Origin of the sequence: Sorangium sp. So ce1153, from assembly GCF_051521595.1 — a bacterium.
In the GTDB taxonomy this organism is placed as follows: Bacteria; Myxococcota_A; Polyangia; order Polyangiales; family Polyangiaceae; genus Sorangium.
Window position 1 is genome coordinate 5,957,037 of sequence record NZ_CP150361.1, and the last position, 17,104, is coordinate 5,974,140.

A 17,104-nucleotide genomic window follows, 5' to 3' on the forward strand; every position below is an offset into this window, starting at 1 on the left:
GGCCCGTCAGTCTTCCGGGCAGGCGGGCTTCGGATCAGGGCACGATTGGCCCTCGACCCAGGGGCGCGTTTGCTTGCACCCGCTCACGTCCTCGAACGTGTTCCCGGTGACGAAGTCGGGCCCGGGGGTGCCGTTCCACCCCCGGGTGACGCCGTGGCCGGCGACGTGGCGGATCGTCGATTGCTGGATGAACGCGCTGCCCGGCGCCTGGCTGAAGACGACGGCGCCGTTGAACGTCGTGACATCGTTGCACGAGAGCAGGATGCAGCCGCAGTCGAACCCCGCGTACTCGACGATGACGTTCTCCAGGACGTTCTCGTCGCGCGGGATGCCGCCGAACCAGAGCCCGCCCCAGTCGCCGGGCGCGGGGGTCTCCGCGGCCGACGTGAAGACGATGGGCTTCTCCGGCGTGCCCACGGCGCGGAGGACGCCGCTCGCCGCGAACTCGCCGGTGAAGTGCTCGATCTGCATCCAGTTGCCGGGCTCGAAGCGGATGGTGACACCGGGCTCGATGGTGAGCGTCGTCAGGGGCGCGCCCTCGCCCCCGGCGCCGACGTTGAAGCGGGCGTCGCGCCAGTCCCCGAAGTGGTAGGGCACGCCGCGGTCGCGCAGGGTCGTGTCCTGCTGCAGCCCGGAGCTCTGATTGGCGCCCTCGTCCTGGATCAGGATCTCGTCCTTGCGATTGCCCGTGTACACGCCGGCCGGGATCGAGCCGAGCGCCTGCTCGCCGAGCTCCAGCGGATACGGGTGCTCCTCGCCGCCGCTCTCGGTGATCACGAGATCCGTCGAGCCCTCGGCGAACGAGGAAGCCCGCAGCAGGACGACCCCGGCGCCGAGCGACCCGCGCACGGTCACGTGATCGACGAGCAGCGCCGGCGCCGACGGGGTCGCGGACGCGCCATAGGCGGAGAGCGTCGCGTTCGCGTGGAAGCGGTCGCCGCCGCCCCCCTCGAGGATCACGTGCCGGAGCGTCGCCCTGCCCGGCCAGGCGACGTGCACGTCGTTCCAGCGGGCCCCCTCGCTGCCGCGGAACGTGATGGGCCGCGCCTCGGCGCCCTCGGCGATCAGCTCGGCGCCCTCGTCCATCGCGGAGATCCCCGTGTCCTCCTCGAGCAGCACCTCGGCGCAGGGCTCGATCGTGAGCGTCACGCCGCTGCGGAGGCGGACAGGGAAGCTCACGATGTGCGGGCTCCCTTCCGCGGTCCAGGTCTCGCTCTCGTTCACATCGCCCTCGTGGATCGTCGGGCCGCCTGACGGCGCACCACAGTGCGGCTCGGGGGCGCCGCCGGCGCCGCCCGAGCCGCCGGCGCCGCCCGAGCCGCCGGCGCCGGGTGGAGGATCGCCGGGATCGCACGCGGAGAGGAACATCACACCTGTCGCCGTGAGCGTGACTACAACGTTGCGTAGAGCCATGTCGTATGTCCTTTGGTCCTTTGTGAGCGCCTGTGCGTCGGCACGCGCACGCGCGCGAGCAAAGACGTGGAGACTAGATCATTCGCGGCCGGATCGCAGGGCCTTTGCGCGCATGAGCCCGGCCCCTCGCCGGCAAACACATGTGTTGAGGGCCCTGCCGGCCAACGGCGTCTCCGGTCCGAGCCACGATGATGATGCGCCGCCGGGCGAATAACAGACGTTGTGCGAGGACTTGCTCCTTTTACCCACGTCGCGGACAACGGAGCTGGACCGGCGGGGCGCGATCCTCGCGTTCGCGCGCGCGGCATCGCGCTAGCCCGTGACGGGCGACGACGGGCGACGACGGGCGCAACACCTGCGAGGCGACCGCGGCGCAGGGAAGGGGATGGACATCCGCACGCACGCGGATGTACTGTGTAAATTTATGATTGGAGGAGATTTTGCACAGGTGTCCGCGGAAGCGAACAAGCAGCTCGTGCGACGTCACCTGCTCGAGGCCGTGACCCAGCGCAAGCCCGAGCTGTGGAGCGAGATCATGCACCCCGAGTTCACGGTGCACCACCCGCTCTGCAAGCCGGGACGTGATGGCTATACGCAGCTCCTGAGCCTGTACTGGCAGGCGTTCCCCGATGTGGTCATCGAGCTGCTGGACCTCGTGGCGGAGAACGATCTCGTGGTCGCCCACTACGTCGAGCGCGGGACGCACCTCGGCCCGCTCTTCGGCGCGGAGCCCTCGGGCAAACACTACGAGAAGCACGGCTTCGCCATGTACCGGATCGAGGACGGCCAGCTCCGCGAGGCGTGGCTGCAGGAGGACGACAAGGCCTTCTTCGATCAGCTCGGGCTGGAGGGCTTCGGCTGACGCGCGCTGCGCGCGGCCCCCCGCGCGCGCTCGATCGGCTTCAGGGCTGGCGCTCCGGCTGCTCCATGCGGAACGACGCGAACCGCGCGGAGGCGCCGCTCGGGCCGATCGCGAAGAGGGCCGCGCGCACGGCGCTGTCCCAGGGCGGCAGGTCGGGACCGGCCTCGGAGTCGACGATGCCGCCGAGCGGGGCCCACTCGGCGGCACCGTCGGCGGCGCGGATCGCGAAGCGGAAGAGGTGCCCGTTCGCGACCGTCATCCGGAGCTGCGCGCCGCCGGGGGCGCTCGTCTCGGCCACCACCTCGCTGGCGCTGTTCGCGAGGCGGAAGACGGCGGCGACCCCGCCGCCCACCGAGATCCCGACGGCGCTGGCGCCGTCGCCGTACGCCGCGAGCCCCGCCTGGACGTCCGGCTCGACCGCGAGCTCGGTCGTGACCTCGTAGTCGCCCCGCAGCGTCGGGCGCCCGACGACCGCGCCGAGGTGGCTCCCCGGGGCCGCCGGCGCCGCCGGCAGCGTGAGCCACCCGCCGTCGGTCGGATCGAGGGCCGCGCCGGTGGGCGCCGCCGCGGGCCACTGCCAGCGCGGGTCGAGCGCGTCGCCGTCGAACTCGTCGACGATCTCCGCGGGCCACGGCGCCTGGGGCGCGAGGGGCGCCTCGGCGGTGGCGCTGGGGCCGTCGCCGCCGTGGATCGTCGGCCAGCCGTCGGCGCCGAAGATCACCTCGTCGAGCAGGCCCTGGCGGCCCACGAACACCGAGTCCTCGACGCTGTACGCGTGGTAGAGCAGGAAGAACCGCCCGCCGCCGTCGTCCACCACGCTGCCGTGCCCGGGGCACTTCCAGACCTCGTTGCCGGCGAGGATCGGGTTCGCGGGGTTCTTCTCCCAGGGCCCGAGGAGGCCCGGCGCGCGCGCCACGCCGAGCGAGTAGCTGCACGATTTGCCGCAGCAGCCCGCGCCCGAGTAGAAGGCGTAGAAGTGGCCGCCATGCCGCATGAGATAGGGCCCCTCGACGAGGTTCGCCTCCCACGAGGGCTCGTTCTGGAAGAGCGCGACAGGCGCGCCGAGGAGCTCGGTGCCGTCCTCGGAGAGCTCCTGGGCCCAGAGGGGCGTCGGCGCTCCGACGCTGTTCCCGTCTTCCTTCCAGACGAGGTGGCGGACGCCGTTCTCGTCGCGGATCGGGAAGCCGTCGATGGATCCGACGTCCATGCACGTGAGCGGCCCGTGGTCGGTGTACGGCCCTCCCGGCGCCTCGGCGCTGGCCGCGGCGACGCACAGCGGGCCGCCGCGCTGCCGCGCCGTGTAGAAGACGTGATAGCGGCCGCCGTCCTCGCTGATCTCGGGCGCCCAGAGGCTCCCTGAGGCCCAGGAGGGGAGCTCGGAGAACACGGAGCCCACCCGCTCCCAGTTCACGAGATCCGTCGAGTGGAGGAGCGGGAAGGGCGCGCCCCACTCGGAGCTCGTGGCCGTCGCCCAGTAGTCGTCACCGACGCGGATGACGGAAGGATCCGCGAAATCCCCCGGGATCACCGGGTTGGTGTACACGGCGCCGCCCGCACCGCCGCTGCCGCCTGCGCCGTCGCCGGAGCCGCCGGAGCCGCCCGCCCCGTCGCCGGTGGCGCCCAGGCGATGGACGCGGACATACGCGAACGTCGCGGGCCACGTGGTGCTGTCCGGGGCCCCCATGGACACGAGCCCGATCTGCGCCCCTGCGCCGAGCTCGTGAGTCCACGTCCCGCCGCGCGCCCACGTCTGGCCGTCGAGGCTCGAGTACGCCGTGTAGCGCTCGCCGCCGTCGCCCGAGCGCCGGACCAGCCTGAGCCATATCGTCTTCTGCGCTGCGGCGAGGACCGTGCTGCCGTACCGCGGATACCCCGCCTGCGCCGGGGCGACCTCCTTGGCGAACTCGATCTGTCGCGTGTCCCAGCTCGAATAGCTGACGAGCTTCACGAAGCTGTCGTCGTCCCGGTAGACGACCAGCCCCGCCTGCGCGAAGTTGAAGCAGCAGCCCTCGGGCGGCAGATCGAGGGTGAGCTTCGTCTCGACCATGTAGTCGTCGGCGGGCGCCGGCTCGAGCAGCACCGAGGCGCTGTCGAGGTCCTCGAAGAGGTCGGCGCCCTGGGTGTTCCACCGGAGGCCGCCGTTGCTCAGGCCGAACGTGCCGGCGGCAGGCTCGCGCACCCAGCGCCACTGGGCGCCCAGCGCGGCCCCGTCGAACTCGTCCGAGTAGGCGTCGAGCGCCGCGCCTGGCGCGTCGTCCGCCGGCGGTTCCACGAGGTGGTGCCCCTCGTCGCCCTCGCGCGCGGCGGGCGCCGGCTGTGGCGAATCCGACGCCCACTGGCCACCGCGCACCGTCGGCCACCCGTCGATCCAGTCCAGCGGATCCAGGAGCGGCTGTCGCCTCGTCAGGAGGCTGCCGCCGGTCTCCTCGAGGTACGGTTCGAACCGATCTACCGCGTGGTAGACGGTCCAGTCCTGGCCGGCGAGATCGGTGAAGACCGCGTTGTGTCCCGTCCCGACCCAGCGGTTGCCGTTCAGGGTGAGCGCCGGGGTGCCGCCGACGCTCGCCTCGAGCAGCGGGACACCCTCGCGATCGACGAAGGGACCGAAAGGGCCCCTCGAGCGCCCGACGAAGACGCTGTATCCCGAGAGCGGCCCGCTGCAGCAGCCCGCCGCCGAGCCGAAGAGGTAATAGTACCCGTCGCGCCGCACGACGTGGGCAGCCTCGTAGCGGTTCGGGATGGCGACCTCGGTCTGGCTCAGGGGATCGGCGATCAGCCCGTCCTCCGACAGCGCGCGCACCGAGATGCCGCCGTAGATGCCGCCGTAGTAGATGTACCGCTGTCCGCTCTCGTCCGTGACGACGCTGGGGTCCTGGACCGAGCGCCTGGACCCGGAGCAGCACGGCGCCGGGTGCGGCTCCACCGCGGGCAGCTCCTGCTGCACCCACGGCCCGGCCGGGCTGTCGCTCGTCGCCACGCCGATGGCGCTGCCGCCCCCGATCACCTCGGTGACCGTGTAATAGAGGTGGTATCTGCCGTTGACGCGCTGGATATCCGGCGCCCTGAGCTCCGCGTTCTCCGATGCATATACGGGGCGCGCGTCGAGCGCGTCACCGGCGTAGGTCCACGCGACGAGATCGTCGGACCGCAGGATCGGGAGCAGGTGCTCGCGGAGGGCACCGCCTGAGTCCCTGTCATCTCCGTTCAGCGGACCCGAGCTGCAGAAGAGGTACCAGCGCCCGTCCCCGGAGGCCTGGCCGCCGAGGATCGCGGGGTCCGGGCAGCTCGTGACCGCCCCGCCGCCGGGGATGCTGATCGCGAGCGGGTTCGTGTACTTCTCGAACGCCTCTCCACCGCTGCCGCCGTCGCCCCCAGCGCCGCCGTCGCCCCCAGCGCCGCCGTGCCCGTCGCCCCCAGCGCCGCCGTGCCCGTCGCCCCCGCTGACCCCGCTGCCGCCGTCGCCCCCGCCGACCCCCGTCGCGGCGCCGGTGGCACCCGAGGGGCGCGCTGGCTCGGTGTCATCCCCGCAGCCACCCAGGAGGAGCAGCGAGGTCGACATGAGCGTCGCAGCGCAACGCTGGCCCAGGCGTCGAGACGAGACCAGGCATCGCACCATGAGCTTCTCCTCCGCCCGTGCAGCCGCTCGGCAAATGCGTCGTCGATGACGAAGGAGACGCGCGGCCTCTACAAGACGAAGTAGGCAATGGCTGAGCGCGCGCTGTCAAGCCGCCAGTCGCGCGCGATCGACTCGAGGAGCGTGCAACATGAGGCAGCGGGCTCGACCGCTGTCGTTCCGCAGCGCGCGGATCTCATCTCTGTCTGTGAGCGATGCGCCCTGGGTGGACGTTGTTGTCCGCCATGGTGCCTGACGAATCGCCGAGCTCAGCGGGTCGCCGACCTGCCGCAGGGCGCGCTCAGGCGACGAACGACAAGCACACGCGGCAACAGGCTGGTGGGATCAGCCGCAGGCGCGGCACGATCCGCGCCGCGCCGCGGGCCTCTGTGGCTCAGCCGGTCACGTTGTCCCAGGCCACGGCGGTCGGGCCGAGGAGCGAGCGGCCGCCGGTCGCGATGACCTCCTTGTACCACGAGAACGAGTCCTTCGGGATGCGCCGCTGGGTCTTGTAGTCCACGTACACAAGCCCGAAACGCTCCTTGTAGCCCTCGGCCCACTCGAAGTTGTCGAGGAGCGACCAGGCCCAGTATCCGAGCACCGGGACTCCCTCCTTGACCGCGCGCGCCAGGCCGAGCAGGTAACGGTGCATGAGGTCGATGCGCTGCGGGTCGTGCACCTTGCCGTCGAGGAACACCTGATCTCGCGTGGCGGTGCCGTGCTCGGTGATGCCGATGGGCAGCTTGTAGCGCTCCCAGAAGTACCTGGAGCCCCAGTACAGCGTGCTGGGCACCACCTGCAGCCAGTCGAGCGTGGCGCGCGGGTAGCCGGGCGGGGACGCGACGCGCTCGGGCTTGCCGTCCTTGCCCTGCCGCCACGTGCCGGCCGAGTACATGTTGAGACCGAGGTAGTCGAGCGGCCGCTTGATCTCGTCGAAGTCGCTGGCGGGGAAATCGGGCATGTCGTTGCCGAAGAGCTTGAGTCCGCTCTCCGGATACCGCCCCTCGAGCACCGGGCTGATCCACCAGGCGTTGTTCCACGGGTGCCGCTCGTACACCGAGAAGATCGCCTCGCGCGCCGCCTCGACGTCGGCCGGGTCCTCGGTCGCCGGGCGCTGCACCTGGGTCGCGAGGACGTATCCGACCTTCGCGGCCCTGGCCGCGGCGCGCAGGGCGTCCACCTGCTTGCCGTGGGCCCGCATCTGGTTGTGGGCGGCGGTGAGGAAGTCCCGGTACGGGAGCTTGAGCCCGGGCGCGAAGTTCCCGTCGAGGAGCGCGTTGCCGATGAAGGCCTGCGGCTCGTTCTGCGTCACCCACCACGGCACGCGGTCGCCGAGCCGCCTGGCGACGACGGTCGTGTAGTCGGCGAACCACTCGGCGACGTCGCGCTGGAGGAACCCGCCGCGCTCCTGGAGCGCCTGGGGGAAGTCCCAGTGGAACAGCGTGCACATCGGCACGATGCCGCGGCGGAGCAGCTCGTCGACGAGGCGATCGTAGAAGTCGAGCCCCTTCGGGTTGACCTTGCCCGTGCCCTCCGGGAGGACCCGCGTCCAGGAGACGCTGAAGCGGTAGCTTTTGGCCCCGAGCTCCGCGAGCAGCCCGACATCGTCCTTGTAGCGGTGGTAGTGGTCGCAGGCGACGTTCCCTGTGTGGCCCTCGAAGGTCTTCCCGGGGGTGTTCGAGAAGACGTCCCACACGGAGGGGCCCCGGCCGTCCTCGGTGGCGGCGCCTTCGATCTGGTAGGCCGCGGTGGCGGCGCCCCACAGGAAGTCCGCGGGGAACGGCGCGGCCGTCGTGTCGGCCGGGCCGGCGCCGGCAGAGGCGGCCGGCGGCGACGCGGGCGCGGCGCCGGATGAGGCTGCAGCCGCGGGTGGCGCCGCTGCAGCGGACAGGGTGGGGGAGGCTCCAGAGGCGTTGCGCTGGGTGAGCGACTCGGAAGGAGTGGAAGCGGACATGGGTGCGCATCATCCACGGCGCCCGATGGACAGCAAGTGGACAGCCATGGCTGTCGCTCCTTGCGCCGCCGCTTGACGGCCGGCTCCGGCTCGACAACATGGGCGGCATGCGCGCGATCCGTCCGAGTGCCGCTGGCGGCCCCGAGGTGATGAAGCTCGAGGAGCACCCCACGCCGGCGCCGGGCCCCGGTGAAGCCGTGGTCCGCGTCGAGGCCGCCGGGGTGAACTTCATCGACATCTACCAGCGGAGCGGCCAGTACAAGATCGAGCCGCCGATCCCGCTCGGGCTCGAGGGTGCGGGGCGCGTCGAGGCCGTGGGGCCGGGCGTCACCGAGGTGAGGGAGGGCGACGAGGTCGCGTGGTCCGGGAGCCCTGGCTCGTATGCCACGCACGTCCGCATCCCGGTCGCGAAGCTCGTCCCCGTGCCCGCGGGCGTCGGGGCGAAGCGCGCTGCGGCGGCGATGCTGCAGGGCATGACGGCGCATTACCTCGTGCGCTCCACGTTCGCGCTCGGGCCGGGCCACACGTGCCTCGTCCACGCGGCCGCGGGCGGCGTGGGCCTGCTCCTCTGCCAGATGGCGAAGCGCCTCGGCGCGCGCGTGATCGGCACGGTGTCGACCGAGGACAAGGCGCGGCTCGCGCGCGAGGCGGGCGCCGACGAGGTGATCCTGTACAAGCAGGCCGACTTCGAGGCCGAGGCGCGCCGGCTCACGGACGGCGCCGGGGTTCACGTCGTCTACGACGGCGTGGGCAGCGACACCTACGCGAAGAGCCTGGGCGCGCTCCGCCTGCGCGGCACGCTGGTGCTCTTCGGCCAGGCGAGCGGCGCGGTGCCGCCGCTGGATCCGCAGATCTTGAGCCAGAAGGGGTCGCTCTACCTCACGCGCCCGAGCCTCCAGCACTACACGGCGACGCGCGAGGAGCTGCTGGAGCGCGCCGGCGACGTGCTCGGCGCGATCGCCCGCGGCGAGCTCACCATCTCGATCGGCGCCACGTACCCGCTGGCGGACGCCGCCGAGGCGCACCGCGCGCTCGCTGGGCGCGCGACGACGGGGAAGGTGCTGCTCATCCCGTAGCGCGCAGGGAGGGAGAGAGAGAAGATTGACCGCCAAGAGCGCCAAGAGCGCCAAGAAGAGATGAAGATTTTCGAGTCTCTCCTGGTGCTCGGCATTCAGCCATCTCGTGGCGGATTGGTCATGAAACTCTCCATCTCTCTTTCTCGTCTTGGCGTCCTTGGCGCTCTTGGCGGTTGATTCTCTCCTCTCTCTTGGCGCCCTGTCGTCCCCCCGCGCAGGCACCGCGAGAGGAGCTCGGGGGCGCTCGAGCTGGGCGGCGAAGCGCGGTAGCGCCGTCCGGCTCCGCAAGTTGACCGTGCCGCCTCCGTGCCGTTAGGCTGCCGCCGCGGAGGTGCATACCATGTCAGAACGTCCCACGCTTGCTCCCGAGAAGGTGTCCGAGGCGGTGAAGTCTCAGGTCGCCAGCTTCCATCGCGCCATCGTCGATGAGGTCGCCGCCGCGGTGAGCCGCGACCGGGTGGTCGTCGTCGGGATGGCGCAGAATCCTGTCGTGAAGAAGGCGCGCCAGCTGCTCGATCAGGAGGGCGTTCAATATACCTACCTGGAGTACGGCAGTTATCTCTCCAAGTGGAAGGAGCGGCTCGCCCTCAAGCTCTGGGCCGGCTTCCCGACGTTCCCCATGGTATTCATCGACGGCGTCCTCGAAGGCGGCCACAGCGAGCTCGTCAAGCTCCGCGACCAGGGCAAGCTCAAGAAGCAGCCCTGAAGCGCGCCCGCGTGCCGCGCAGGCCCACGACAGGGATACGTCGATCTGGACACGCCACCTCCCGCCCTGCGGTCGCGGCAGGGCCGGCCGGCGATGATCGCCCGAGCGCCCAGGCCGCCTCGACGGCGGTCGAGGCCAGCGCCGCGCGAAACGCCGCGCTGGCCGGCGATTCCGTGATATGCGGGAGGTCGCGGCGCGCCTCTCGCGGCGGTCGCGTCGCTGAAGGACGCCAGCACGGAGGCACCTCGTGACATCGCTCGGGATCCACGGAAGGCGGCGGGATGACGAGGGGAGCGACGCGGCTCCCTCCTCGTGTGACGTGGTCCACCCCGGCGCCCCCCGGCGATCCCTCGGGTCAGGAGGCGGCGCCCCGTGAGCACCTATGCCATCAAGCGGCTGCTCTCGATCATCCCCACGCTCCTGCTCGTCGCCACCCTCGTGTTCGTCCTGGTGCGCGTCGTGCCGGGCGGCCCGTTCGATCAGGAGCGGGCGGTGCCCGTCGAGGTCCAGCGGCAGCTCGACGCGAAGTACCACCTGAACGATCCGGTCCTCAAGCAGTATGGCGACTGGCTCCTTGCGCTCGTCACGAAGGGCGACCTCGGCCCGACGTTCAAGTACCCGAACCGCACCGTCAACGAGATCATCGCGCTCAGCCTGCCCGTGTCGATGCAGCTCGGGTTCTGGGCGATGCTCTTCGCCCTCGCGATGGGCATCCCGCTCGGCGTGATCGGGGCGATCCGCCAGAACACATGGAAGGACACGGCGGCGATGGCGGTCGCCATGGTCGGCCTCAGCGTGCCGCGGTACGTGCTCGCGCCGCTGCTCATGCTCGTCTTCTCGCTCAAGCTCTACTGGTTCCCGGTCGCCCGGTGGGAGACGTGGCGGCACATGGTGCTCCCGGTCATCTGCGCCGGGCTCCCGGTGGCCGCCTACATCGCGCGGCTCACCCGCGGCGGAATGCTCGAGGTGATCCGCTCCGACTTCATCCGCACCGCCCGTGCCAAGGGGCTCTCCGAGCGCAAGGTGGTGCTGAAGCACGCGCTCCGGGGCGGGCTGCTCCCGGTCGTGAGCTTCCTCGGCCCCGGCTTCAGCGGCCTGCTCGTCGGCTCCCTCGTCGTCGAGAAGATCTTCAACATCCCCGGCATGGGCCGCTACTTCGTCGAGGCGGCCACGAACCGCGACTACAACCTCGTGATGGGGGTCATGCTCGTCTACGGCTTCCTGCTCATGCTCTTCAACGCGATCGTCGACGTGGCGTACGCCTTCATCGACCCGCGCGTGGAGCTGCGCTGACCATGCCCCCCGCCGCCCCCCCGCCGCACGCCGCCGCGCCCGCGGCCCCCGGCGACCTGCCCGCCGTCCCTGGCGGCGCCGCGCCGCGCCCGGCCGGCCCGCTGCGGCTCGACGCGCTCGAGCAGGGGTCGAGCCTCGGGCGCGACGCGTGGCGCAGGCTCCGCAAGAACCGCGCGGCCGTCGCCTGCGGCGCGGTGCTCATCGCGATGATCGTCGCCTGCGTCCTCGTCCCCGAGCTCTCGAGCTACCGGTACGACAAGGCCGACCTCAAGCTCGGCGCGCAGCCGCCGTCGCTCGCCCACTGGATGGGCACCGACTACTTCGGCCGCGACATGATGGCGCGCGTCTTCTTCGGCGGGCGCATCTCGTTCGCCGTCGGCATCGTCGCCACGCTCGTGAGCTTCGTCATCGGCGTGAGCTGGGGCGGCGTCGCCGGCTACTTCGGCGGCAAGGTCGACGCGATCATGATGCGGATCGTGGACGTGCTCTACACGTTCCCGTTCCTCATCCTCGTCATCCTGCTCATGGTCTTCTTCGCGAACGACCAGACGGTCCTCTACCGCGCCTGGAAGGTCGTGCTCGGCGTCGCGGTCAAGGACCCGTCCGACCCGAGCTATTTCCCCATCTTCCAGATCGTCGTCGTTTTCGCCGCGCTCGGCGGCATCTCCTGGCTCACGATGGCCCGCATCGTCCGCGGCCAGGTCATCGCGCTGCGGAGCCAGCCGTTCATCGAGTCGGCGCGCTCGATCGGCGTCGGCCACGCCGCGCTGATCTTCCGGCACCTCGTGCCGAACGCGCTCGGCCCGATCATCGTCTACACGACGCTCACGATCCCCGAGGTGATGATGACCGAGGCGTTCCTCAGCTTCCTCGGCCTCGGCACGCAGGAGCCGCTCTCGAGCTGGGGCCTGCTCGCGTCCACGGGCGCCGACGCCATGGACCTCTACCCCTGGCAGCTCATCTTCCCGGCGTTCATGCTGGCGCTCACGCTGATCTGCTTCAATTTCCTCGGCGACGGGCTCCGCGACGCCCTCGATCCGCGCATCCGAAAGGACTGAAGGGCCCGCCCGCCCGAACGGACCATGCTGCTCGAGGTCAAGAACCTGAAGACGCACTTCTTCACCGAGGAGGGCGTGGTCCGCGCGGTCGACGGCATCTCCTTCAGCGTCGATCGCGGCGAGGTCCTCGGGATCGTCGGCGAGTCCGGCTCGGGCAAGAGCGTGACGAGCCTCTCGCTCCTCCGGCTCATCCCCGACCCGCCGGGCAGGATCGTCGGCGGCCAGATCCTGCTCGAGTCCGAGCGGGGCATCGCGGAGGACCTCGTCGAGGCGAGCGAGGCGCGGATGGAGCGCATCCGCGGCGACCGGATCGCGATGATCTTCCAGGATCCGATGACGTCGCTGAACCCCTACCTCCGCGTGAGCGAGCAGCTCATCGAGGTGCTCGAGCTCCACCGCGGCATGGGGCGCGCCGAGGCCCGCCGGCGCAGCGTCGAGATCCTGCAGGCCGTGGGCATCCCCGCGGCGGCGTCGCGGATCGACGACTACCCGCACCAGCTCTCGGGCGGGATGCGGCAGCGCGTGATGATCGCGATGGCGCTGCTCTGCGACCCCGATCTGCTGATCGCCGACGAGCCGACGACGGCGCTCGACGTCACGATCCAGGCGCAGATCCTGGACCTCATCCGCGAGCGCAAGGAGGCGCTCGGCGCGGCGGTCCTCCTCATCACGCACGACCTCGGCGTGGTCGCGAAGATGGCCGATCGCGTCGCGGTCATGTACGCCGGGCGCATCGTCGAGGAGGGCCCGGTCGGCGCGATCTTCCACGCCCCGCAGCACCCGTACACGATCGGCCTGTCGCGCTCGATCCCGCGGCTCGACGACGCGCGCGGCGCGGACCTCGTCCCGATCCCCGGGATGCCGCCGTCGCTCGCGCGCCTGCCGCCGGGCTGCCCGTTTCACCCGCGCTGCGCGCACGCGGTCGCCGTGTGCCGGGAGGAGGCGCCGCTGCCGCGCGTCGTCTCGGGCGAGGGGGACAGGAAGGCGCTGCACGTCGTGCGGTGCCATGTCGAGGACGTCGCCGGACGAGCGCCATGACCACCTCCGCCGCCACCCCTCCGCCGAAGGGCGCCCCGCTGCTGTCGGTGCGCGACCTCAAGATCCACTTCCCGGTGCGGCGCGGCCTGCTCCAGCGGCAGGTCGGCACGGTGCGCGCGGTCGACGGCGTCTCCTTCGACGTCGAGCGCGGCGCGACGCTGGGCCTCGTCGGCGAGTCCGGCTGCGGCAAGTCGACGACGGGCCGGGGGATCCTCCGCCTCGTCCCGCCCACGTCGGGGAGCGTGAAGATCGACGGCCGGGAGGTCCTGACGCTCGATCCGCGCGCGCTGCGCAAGGCGCGCCGCGAGATGCAGATGATCTTCCAGGACCCGTACGCGAGCCTGAACCCGCGCATGACGGTCCACGACCTCATCGCCGAGCCGCTCTTCACGCACGACCTCGTCGGGTCGCGGGACGAGGCGCTCCGCGAGGTGGCGCGCCTCATGGAGATGGTGGGGCTCTCGCCGTCGTACATGCGGCGCTACCCGCACGAGTTCTCCGGCGGCCAGCGGCAGCGCATCGGCATCGCCCGCGCGCTCGCCCTGAACCCGAAGCTCGTGATCGCGGACGAGCCGGTCAGCGCGCTCGACGTGAGCATCCAGGCGCAGATCGTCAACCTGCTCGCCTCGCTCCAGCGCGAGCTGTCGCTCACGTACGTGTTCGTGGCGCACGACCTCGCGGTGGTTCGCCATCTGTCAAGCGAGATCGCGGTGATGTACCTCGGCCGGGTCGTCGAGCGCGCTCGCCCAGATGCACTATTCCGTTCACCGCAGCATCCCTACACGCAGGCGCTCCTGTCGGCGATCCCGGTCCCGGATCCTGACGTGGAGCGCAAGCGGCGCCGGCTGACGCTCGTCGGCGAGGTGCCGAGTCCGCTGAATCCGCCGTCCGGGTGCCATTTCCACACCCGCTGTCCTTATGCGATGGAGCGGTGCAGCATCGAGGCGCCTCTGCTGGAGGAGCGTCGTCCTGGACACTGGGCTGCTTGCCACCTCACCGAGTTGCCCACTGCCCCTACGCATCCGTGAGGTGATCCGACGGCGCGTAGTGCCCGACATCGTTGAGTCCGCTGTCCAGACATGACGGGGAATGTCCGATGACAGGATTTTCCTGACCTGTGTTTGGGGCGGGGAGGCTAGGATCCTTGGACCGATGCCGCGCATTTCTGACGCCACGCTTCGCGCCCAGATCCCGACAGCCCTCCTCATCGGCGGCGATCAGGCGCTGCTAGCGCGCTGCCAGGCGGCGGCGATGGATGTCGGGATCGTCGTCAAGGCGTGCCCCGTCTCGATGGCCGCGGCGCTGGCGGAGGAGCGCAGGCCGGTGGTCATCGTGGTCACGGCGTCGACCTACGCGCTCGCGCCGGAGGGGTTCGAGGAGATCGCGCGCGACGTGGTGAGCACGCTCGTGCGGGTCGATGAGGCGCTGACGGACGAGGAGCTCGAGGCGATGCTGACGACGGCGGCGCGCGAGAGCCGGAAGCAGCGCTCGCGGCAGAACACGCCGGGGCGCTACTCGCTGATGCCCGCAGACGAGGGGGCATCCGAGCCGCGCTCGGAGCGGTGGAGCATCGGCGTGATGACGCCGTCGCGGCGCGAGGCGGAGTCGACGCCGCTGCCGCGCTCCGGTCCGCGGAGCGCGGGCGCGCCGGAGCCCGCGTACCGCGAGCGCGTGGCGGCCGCGGTGGCCGCGCCGCCGGAGCGCTGGGGCGCGGGGGCGCCCGCGGAGGGGGCGCGCCCGCCGAGCGAGCCGGCGGGGCCGCAGTCGGCGCGTATCGGGGTCATGGCGGGGTTCGGGGCGGGGCCGGCTTCGTCGAGGCCTCGCCGCGATCCGCCGGCGCCGGCGGGCGTCGTGTACGCGCGGCGGGAGCCGTCGGAGCCGCCCTCGGCGAGGGGCGTCACGTACGCGCGGCGGGAGCCGTCGGAGCCGCCCTCGGCGAGGGGCGTCACGTACGCGCGGCGAGAGCCGTCGGAGCCGCCCTCGGCGAGGGGCGTCACGTACGCGCGGCGGGACACGCCGGTGCCGACGTCGCGGCCTGGCGGGGCCTCCTCGCGCCGCGACACGCCGGTGGTGGGCTCGATGGGCGCGCAGCCGGCCGGGGCGCCTCCGTGGCGGGAGGGGCCGCCTGCCGCGCCGTATGCGCGGCGGGACACGCCGGCGCCTGCCACGCAGCCGGCCGGGGGCTACCCGGCGCGGGAGGGGCAGGCGGCGGCGCCGAGCTCGCGGCGCGAGACGCTGGCACCGTCGTCGCAAGCGGCGGCGCAGGGAGCGCGTCGGGAAACGCTGGCGCCGTCGTCGCAGTCGGTGGCGCCGAGCTCGTGGCGGGGGGCGCAAGTGGCGGCGCAGGGAGCGCGGCGGGAGACGCTGGCGCCGTCGTCGCAAGCGGCGGCGCCGAGCTCGCGGCGAGAGGGGCAGGCGGCGCAGGGAGCGCGGCGGGAGACGCTGGCGCCGTCGTCGCAAGCGGCGGCGCCGAGCTCGCGGCGAGAGGGGCAGCCGGGCGTGGCGCAAGCTTGGCGGGAGACGCCGGTGCCGGTCTCGCAGCGGGCGGCGGCGTATCCGCGGCAAGAACCGCAGCCGGGCGCGGCGTCCTCGCAGCGAGAGGCGCTGGCGTCAGGATCGCAGGGAGACGAAACGCAAGGGCGTTGTTACCCGACGCCGCCGCCGCCGAGCTCGCACCGCGCGCCGCCGTCCTCGCGCAGAGCGCAGTTCCACGTCGACATCGCGCTCCTCTTCGATGAGCGCGGTCTGCCTCGCGCCGACCCGGAGGCGAAGTGACGCGCAGCCGAGCGGGAACGGGGCTCGGACGATGCTCCCGAGCGCGCAACGTGTCTCGGTGCGTTTGACTCAGCTGCCACCAGCGCCACCGGCACCGCCCGAGCCACCAGCGCCGCCCGAGCCACCGGCACCGCCAGCGCCGCCCGAGCCACCAGCGCCGCCCGAGCCGCCGGCACCTCCGCTGCCGTCTCCACACGACTCCGCGACGGTCAGCGACAGGCTTCGGCTGAGCGGCTCCTTCCTGCTCTCGCCGCCGAGGAGCGGCACGCCCGCGTCGCTCACGACGGTGATGGCGATCGTGAGCTCACCGTAGCGCTCCTCGGGCTCGAGCTCGCCGAGGCGCGCGTCGATCACGAGGCCCGCCGCGGCGCTGTTCTTCTCGCCGTCGATGCTGAGCTCCAGGTGCCCGCACTGCGCGTACGTTCCGCACGTGCCAGGAGGGCGGAGGAAGAGCTGCGAGACGCTGACGCGGATCGGAATCGTCGGCTCGTCGGCGGAAGGGGCGGCCGGAGGCGCGCCGATCGCGACGCACGCGCCGTCCTTCGGGGTCACGATCTCGAGCTCGGGCGTTCCGGTCGGGCCGGGGACGCTCTCGCTCTCGTCGTCGCTGCAACCGGATGCGCCGGCGAGCGCGGCGGCAAGAACGAGCGCGAGCCGCGCAACCATCGGGGATGCCATGCCGCGCGGTTTATCCGTTGGCGTGGCGCCGGGCAATCCCTTCGTCCGAGAAGGCCCGCGCCGGTCACCCGCAGCGGGCCGCACAGGTGGACCGCGGGGTAGCCCGCAGCGGGCCGCGCCGGGCGGCGCCGGGCGGCGCCGGCCATGCCGGCAGCGAAGCGGGGGCCGCGCTCCTCGGGCTGGCGGACCGCGCTCCGGCGCCTCCCCGGCGGGCGGGAGCGCCGCCGCGCCTCCCTGGCGGCCGGCGCGCGGGTGACCGGCGGCGCGGCGGAGGCTAAGCTTCGCGCGCCATGACGAAGCAGGAGTCGATCCGGAGCAAGCTCGTTGACGCGCTCGAACCGGTGCACCTCGATGTGGAGAACGAGAGCCGCATGCACAGCGTGCCGGCGGGCTCGGAGACCCACTTCAAGGTGCTCGTCGTGAGCGAGGCGTTCCGGGGGCTGAGCCCCCTCGATCGCCACCGGCGCGTCAACGACATCGTGCGCGAGGAGTTCCGCGCCGGGCTGCACGCCCTGACGATCCGCGCGATGACGCCGGACGAGTGGGAGCGGCAGGGGGGCGCGGACTTCCGCTCTCCGGCGTGCCTGGGCGGCTCCAAGGCGGAGCCCGGCGCGAAGTCGAGCTGATCGGCGGGGCGC

Annotated in this window: 13 protein-coding genes; 9 read left to right on the plus strand and 4 right to left on the minus strand. The window is 72.1% G+C overall.

What is annotated here, in order from left to right; genetic code table 11:
- Nucleotides 1-6: 6 nt before the first annotated feature.
- Nucleotides 7-1,413, minus strand: coding sequence for a hypothetical protein (locus WME85_RS21190; protein WP_437840515.1), 1,407 nt, complete (start codon nt 1,411-1,413; stop codon nt 7-9).
- Between the two features lie 448 nt (nt 1,414-1,861).
- On the opposite strand from WME85_RS21190, the gene WME85_RS21195 reads away from it, so the two are divergent.
- Nucleotides 1,862-2,275, plus strand: a complete 414-nt coding sequence (locus WME85_RS21195; protein WP_437840516.1) for an ester cyclase — start codon at nt 1,862-1,864, stop codon at nt 2,273-2,275.
- Between the two features lie 40 nt (nt 2,276-2,315).
- On the opposite strand, the gene WME85_RS21200 is transcribed toward WME85_RS21195, so the two are convergent.
- Together WME85_RS21200 and WME85_RS21205 are read right to left on the minus strand one after the other, a co-directional pair.
- Complete coding sequence (locus tag WME85_RS21200) at nt 2,316-5,834, minus strand: family 43 glycosylhydrolase (protein WP_437840517.1); 3,519 nt, start codon at nt 5,832-5,834, stop codon at nt 2,316-2,318.
- Between the two features lie 448 nt (nt 5,835-6,282).
- The gene (locus tag WME85_RS21205) at nt 6,283-7,842 is read right to left on the minus strand and encodes a GH1 family beta-glucosidase (protein ID WP_437840518.1); all 1,560 of its coding nucleotides are present in this window, start codon (nt 7,840-7,842) and stop codon (nt 6,283-6,285) included.
- A 107-nt stretch (nt 7,843-7,949) separates the two neighbouring features.
- Here WME85_RS21205 and WME85_RS21210 point away from each other — a divergent pair, with 107 nt between their 5' ends.
- From WME85_RS21210 to WME85_RS21240, 7 genes are all read left to right on the plus strand, one after another.
- Complete coding sequence (locus WME85_RS21210; protein ID WP_437842339.1) at nt 7,950-8,918, plus strand: quinone oxidoreductase family protein; 969 nt, start codon at nt 7,950-7,952, stop codon at nt 8,916-8,918.
- 340 nt (nt 8,919-9,258) lie between these two features.
- Entirely contained in the window at nt 9,259-9,624 is a 366-nt protein-coding gene (locus WME85_RS21215; RefSeq protein WP_437840519.1) for a glutaredoxin domain-containing protein, read from the plus strand.
- Nucleotides 9,625-9,996: 372 nt separating this feature from the next.
- The gene (locus WME85_RS21220; protein ID WP_437840520.1) at nt 9,997-10,917 is read left to right on the plus strand and encodes an ABC transporter permease; all 921 of its coding nucleotides are present in this window, start codon (nt 9,997-9,999) and stop codon (nt 10,915-10,917) included.
- A gap of 2 nt (nt 10,918-10,919) precedes the next feature.
- On the plus strand, nt 10,920-11,975 hold the full coding sequence (locus tag WME85_RS21225; RefSeq protein WP_437840521.1) for an ABC transporter permease: 1,056 nt from the start codon (nt 10,920-10,922) through the stop codon (nt 11,973-11,975).
- A 24-nt stretch (nt 11,976-11,999) separates the two neighbouring features.
- Nucleotides 12,000-13,013: an ABC transporter ATP-binding protein gene (locus tag WME85_RS21230; protein WP_437311256.1), complete on the plus strand. Its 1,014-nt coding sequence runs from the start codon at nt 12,000-12,002 to the stop codon at nt 13,011-13,013.
- Nucleotides 13,010-14,041: an ABC transporter ATP-binding protein gene (locus WME85_RS21235; RefSeq protein WP_437840522.1), complete on the plus strand. Its 1,032-nt coding sequence runs from the start codon at nt 13,010-13,012 to the stop codon at nt 14,039-14,041. Before WME85_RS21230 ends, WME85_RS21235 begins: the two co-directional genes overlap by 4 nt.
- 124 nt (nt 14,042-14,165) lie before the next feature.
- On the plus strand, nt 14,166-15,788 hold the full coding sequence (locus WME85_RS21240) for a hypothetical protein (RefSeq protein WP_437840523.1): 1,623 nt from the start codon (nt 14,166-14,168) through the stop codon (nt 15,786-15,788).
- Between the two features lie 69 nt (nt 15,789-15,857).
- Here WME85_RS21240 and WME85_RS21245 read toward each other — a convergent pair whose 3' ends face one another.
- A complete protein-coding gene (locus WME85_RS21245; protein ID WP_437840524.1) occupies nt 15,858-16,466 on the minus strand; it encodes a hypothetical protein in 609 nt (202 codons plus the stop codon).
- 290 nt (nt 16,467-16,756) lie between these two features.
- On the opposite strand from WME85_RS21245, the gene WME85_RS21250 reads away from it, so the two are divergent.
- Nucleotides 16,757-17,092, plus strand: a complete 336-nt coding sequence (locus tag WME85_RS21250; protein WP_437840525.1) for a BolA family protein — start codon at nt 16,757-16,759, stop codon at nt 17,090-17,092.
- Nucleotides 17,093-17,104: the final 12 nt, after the last annotated feature.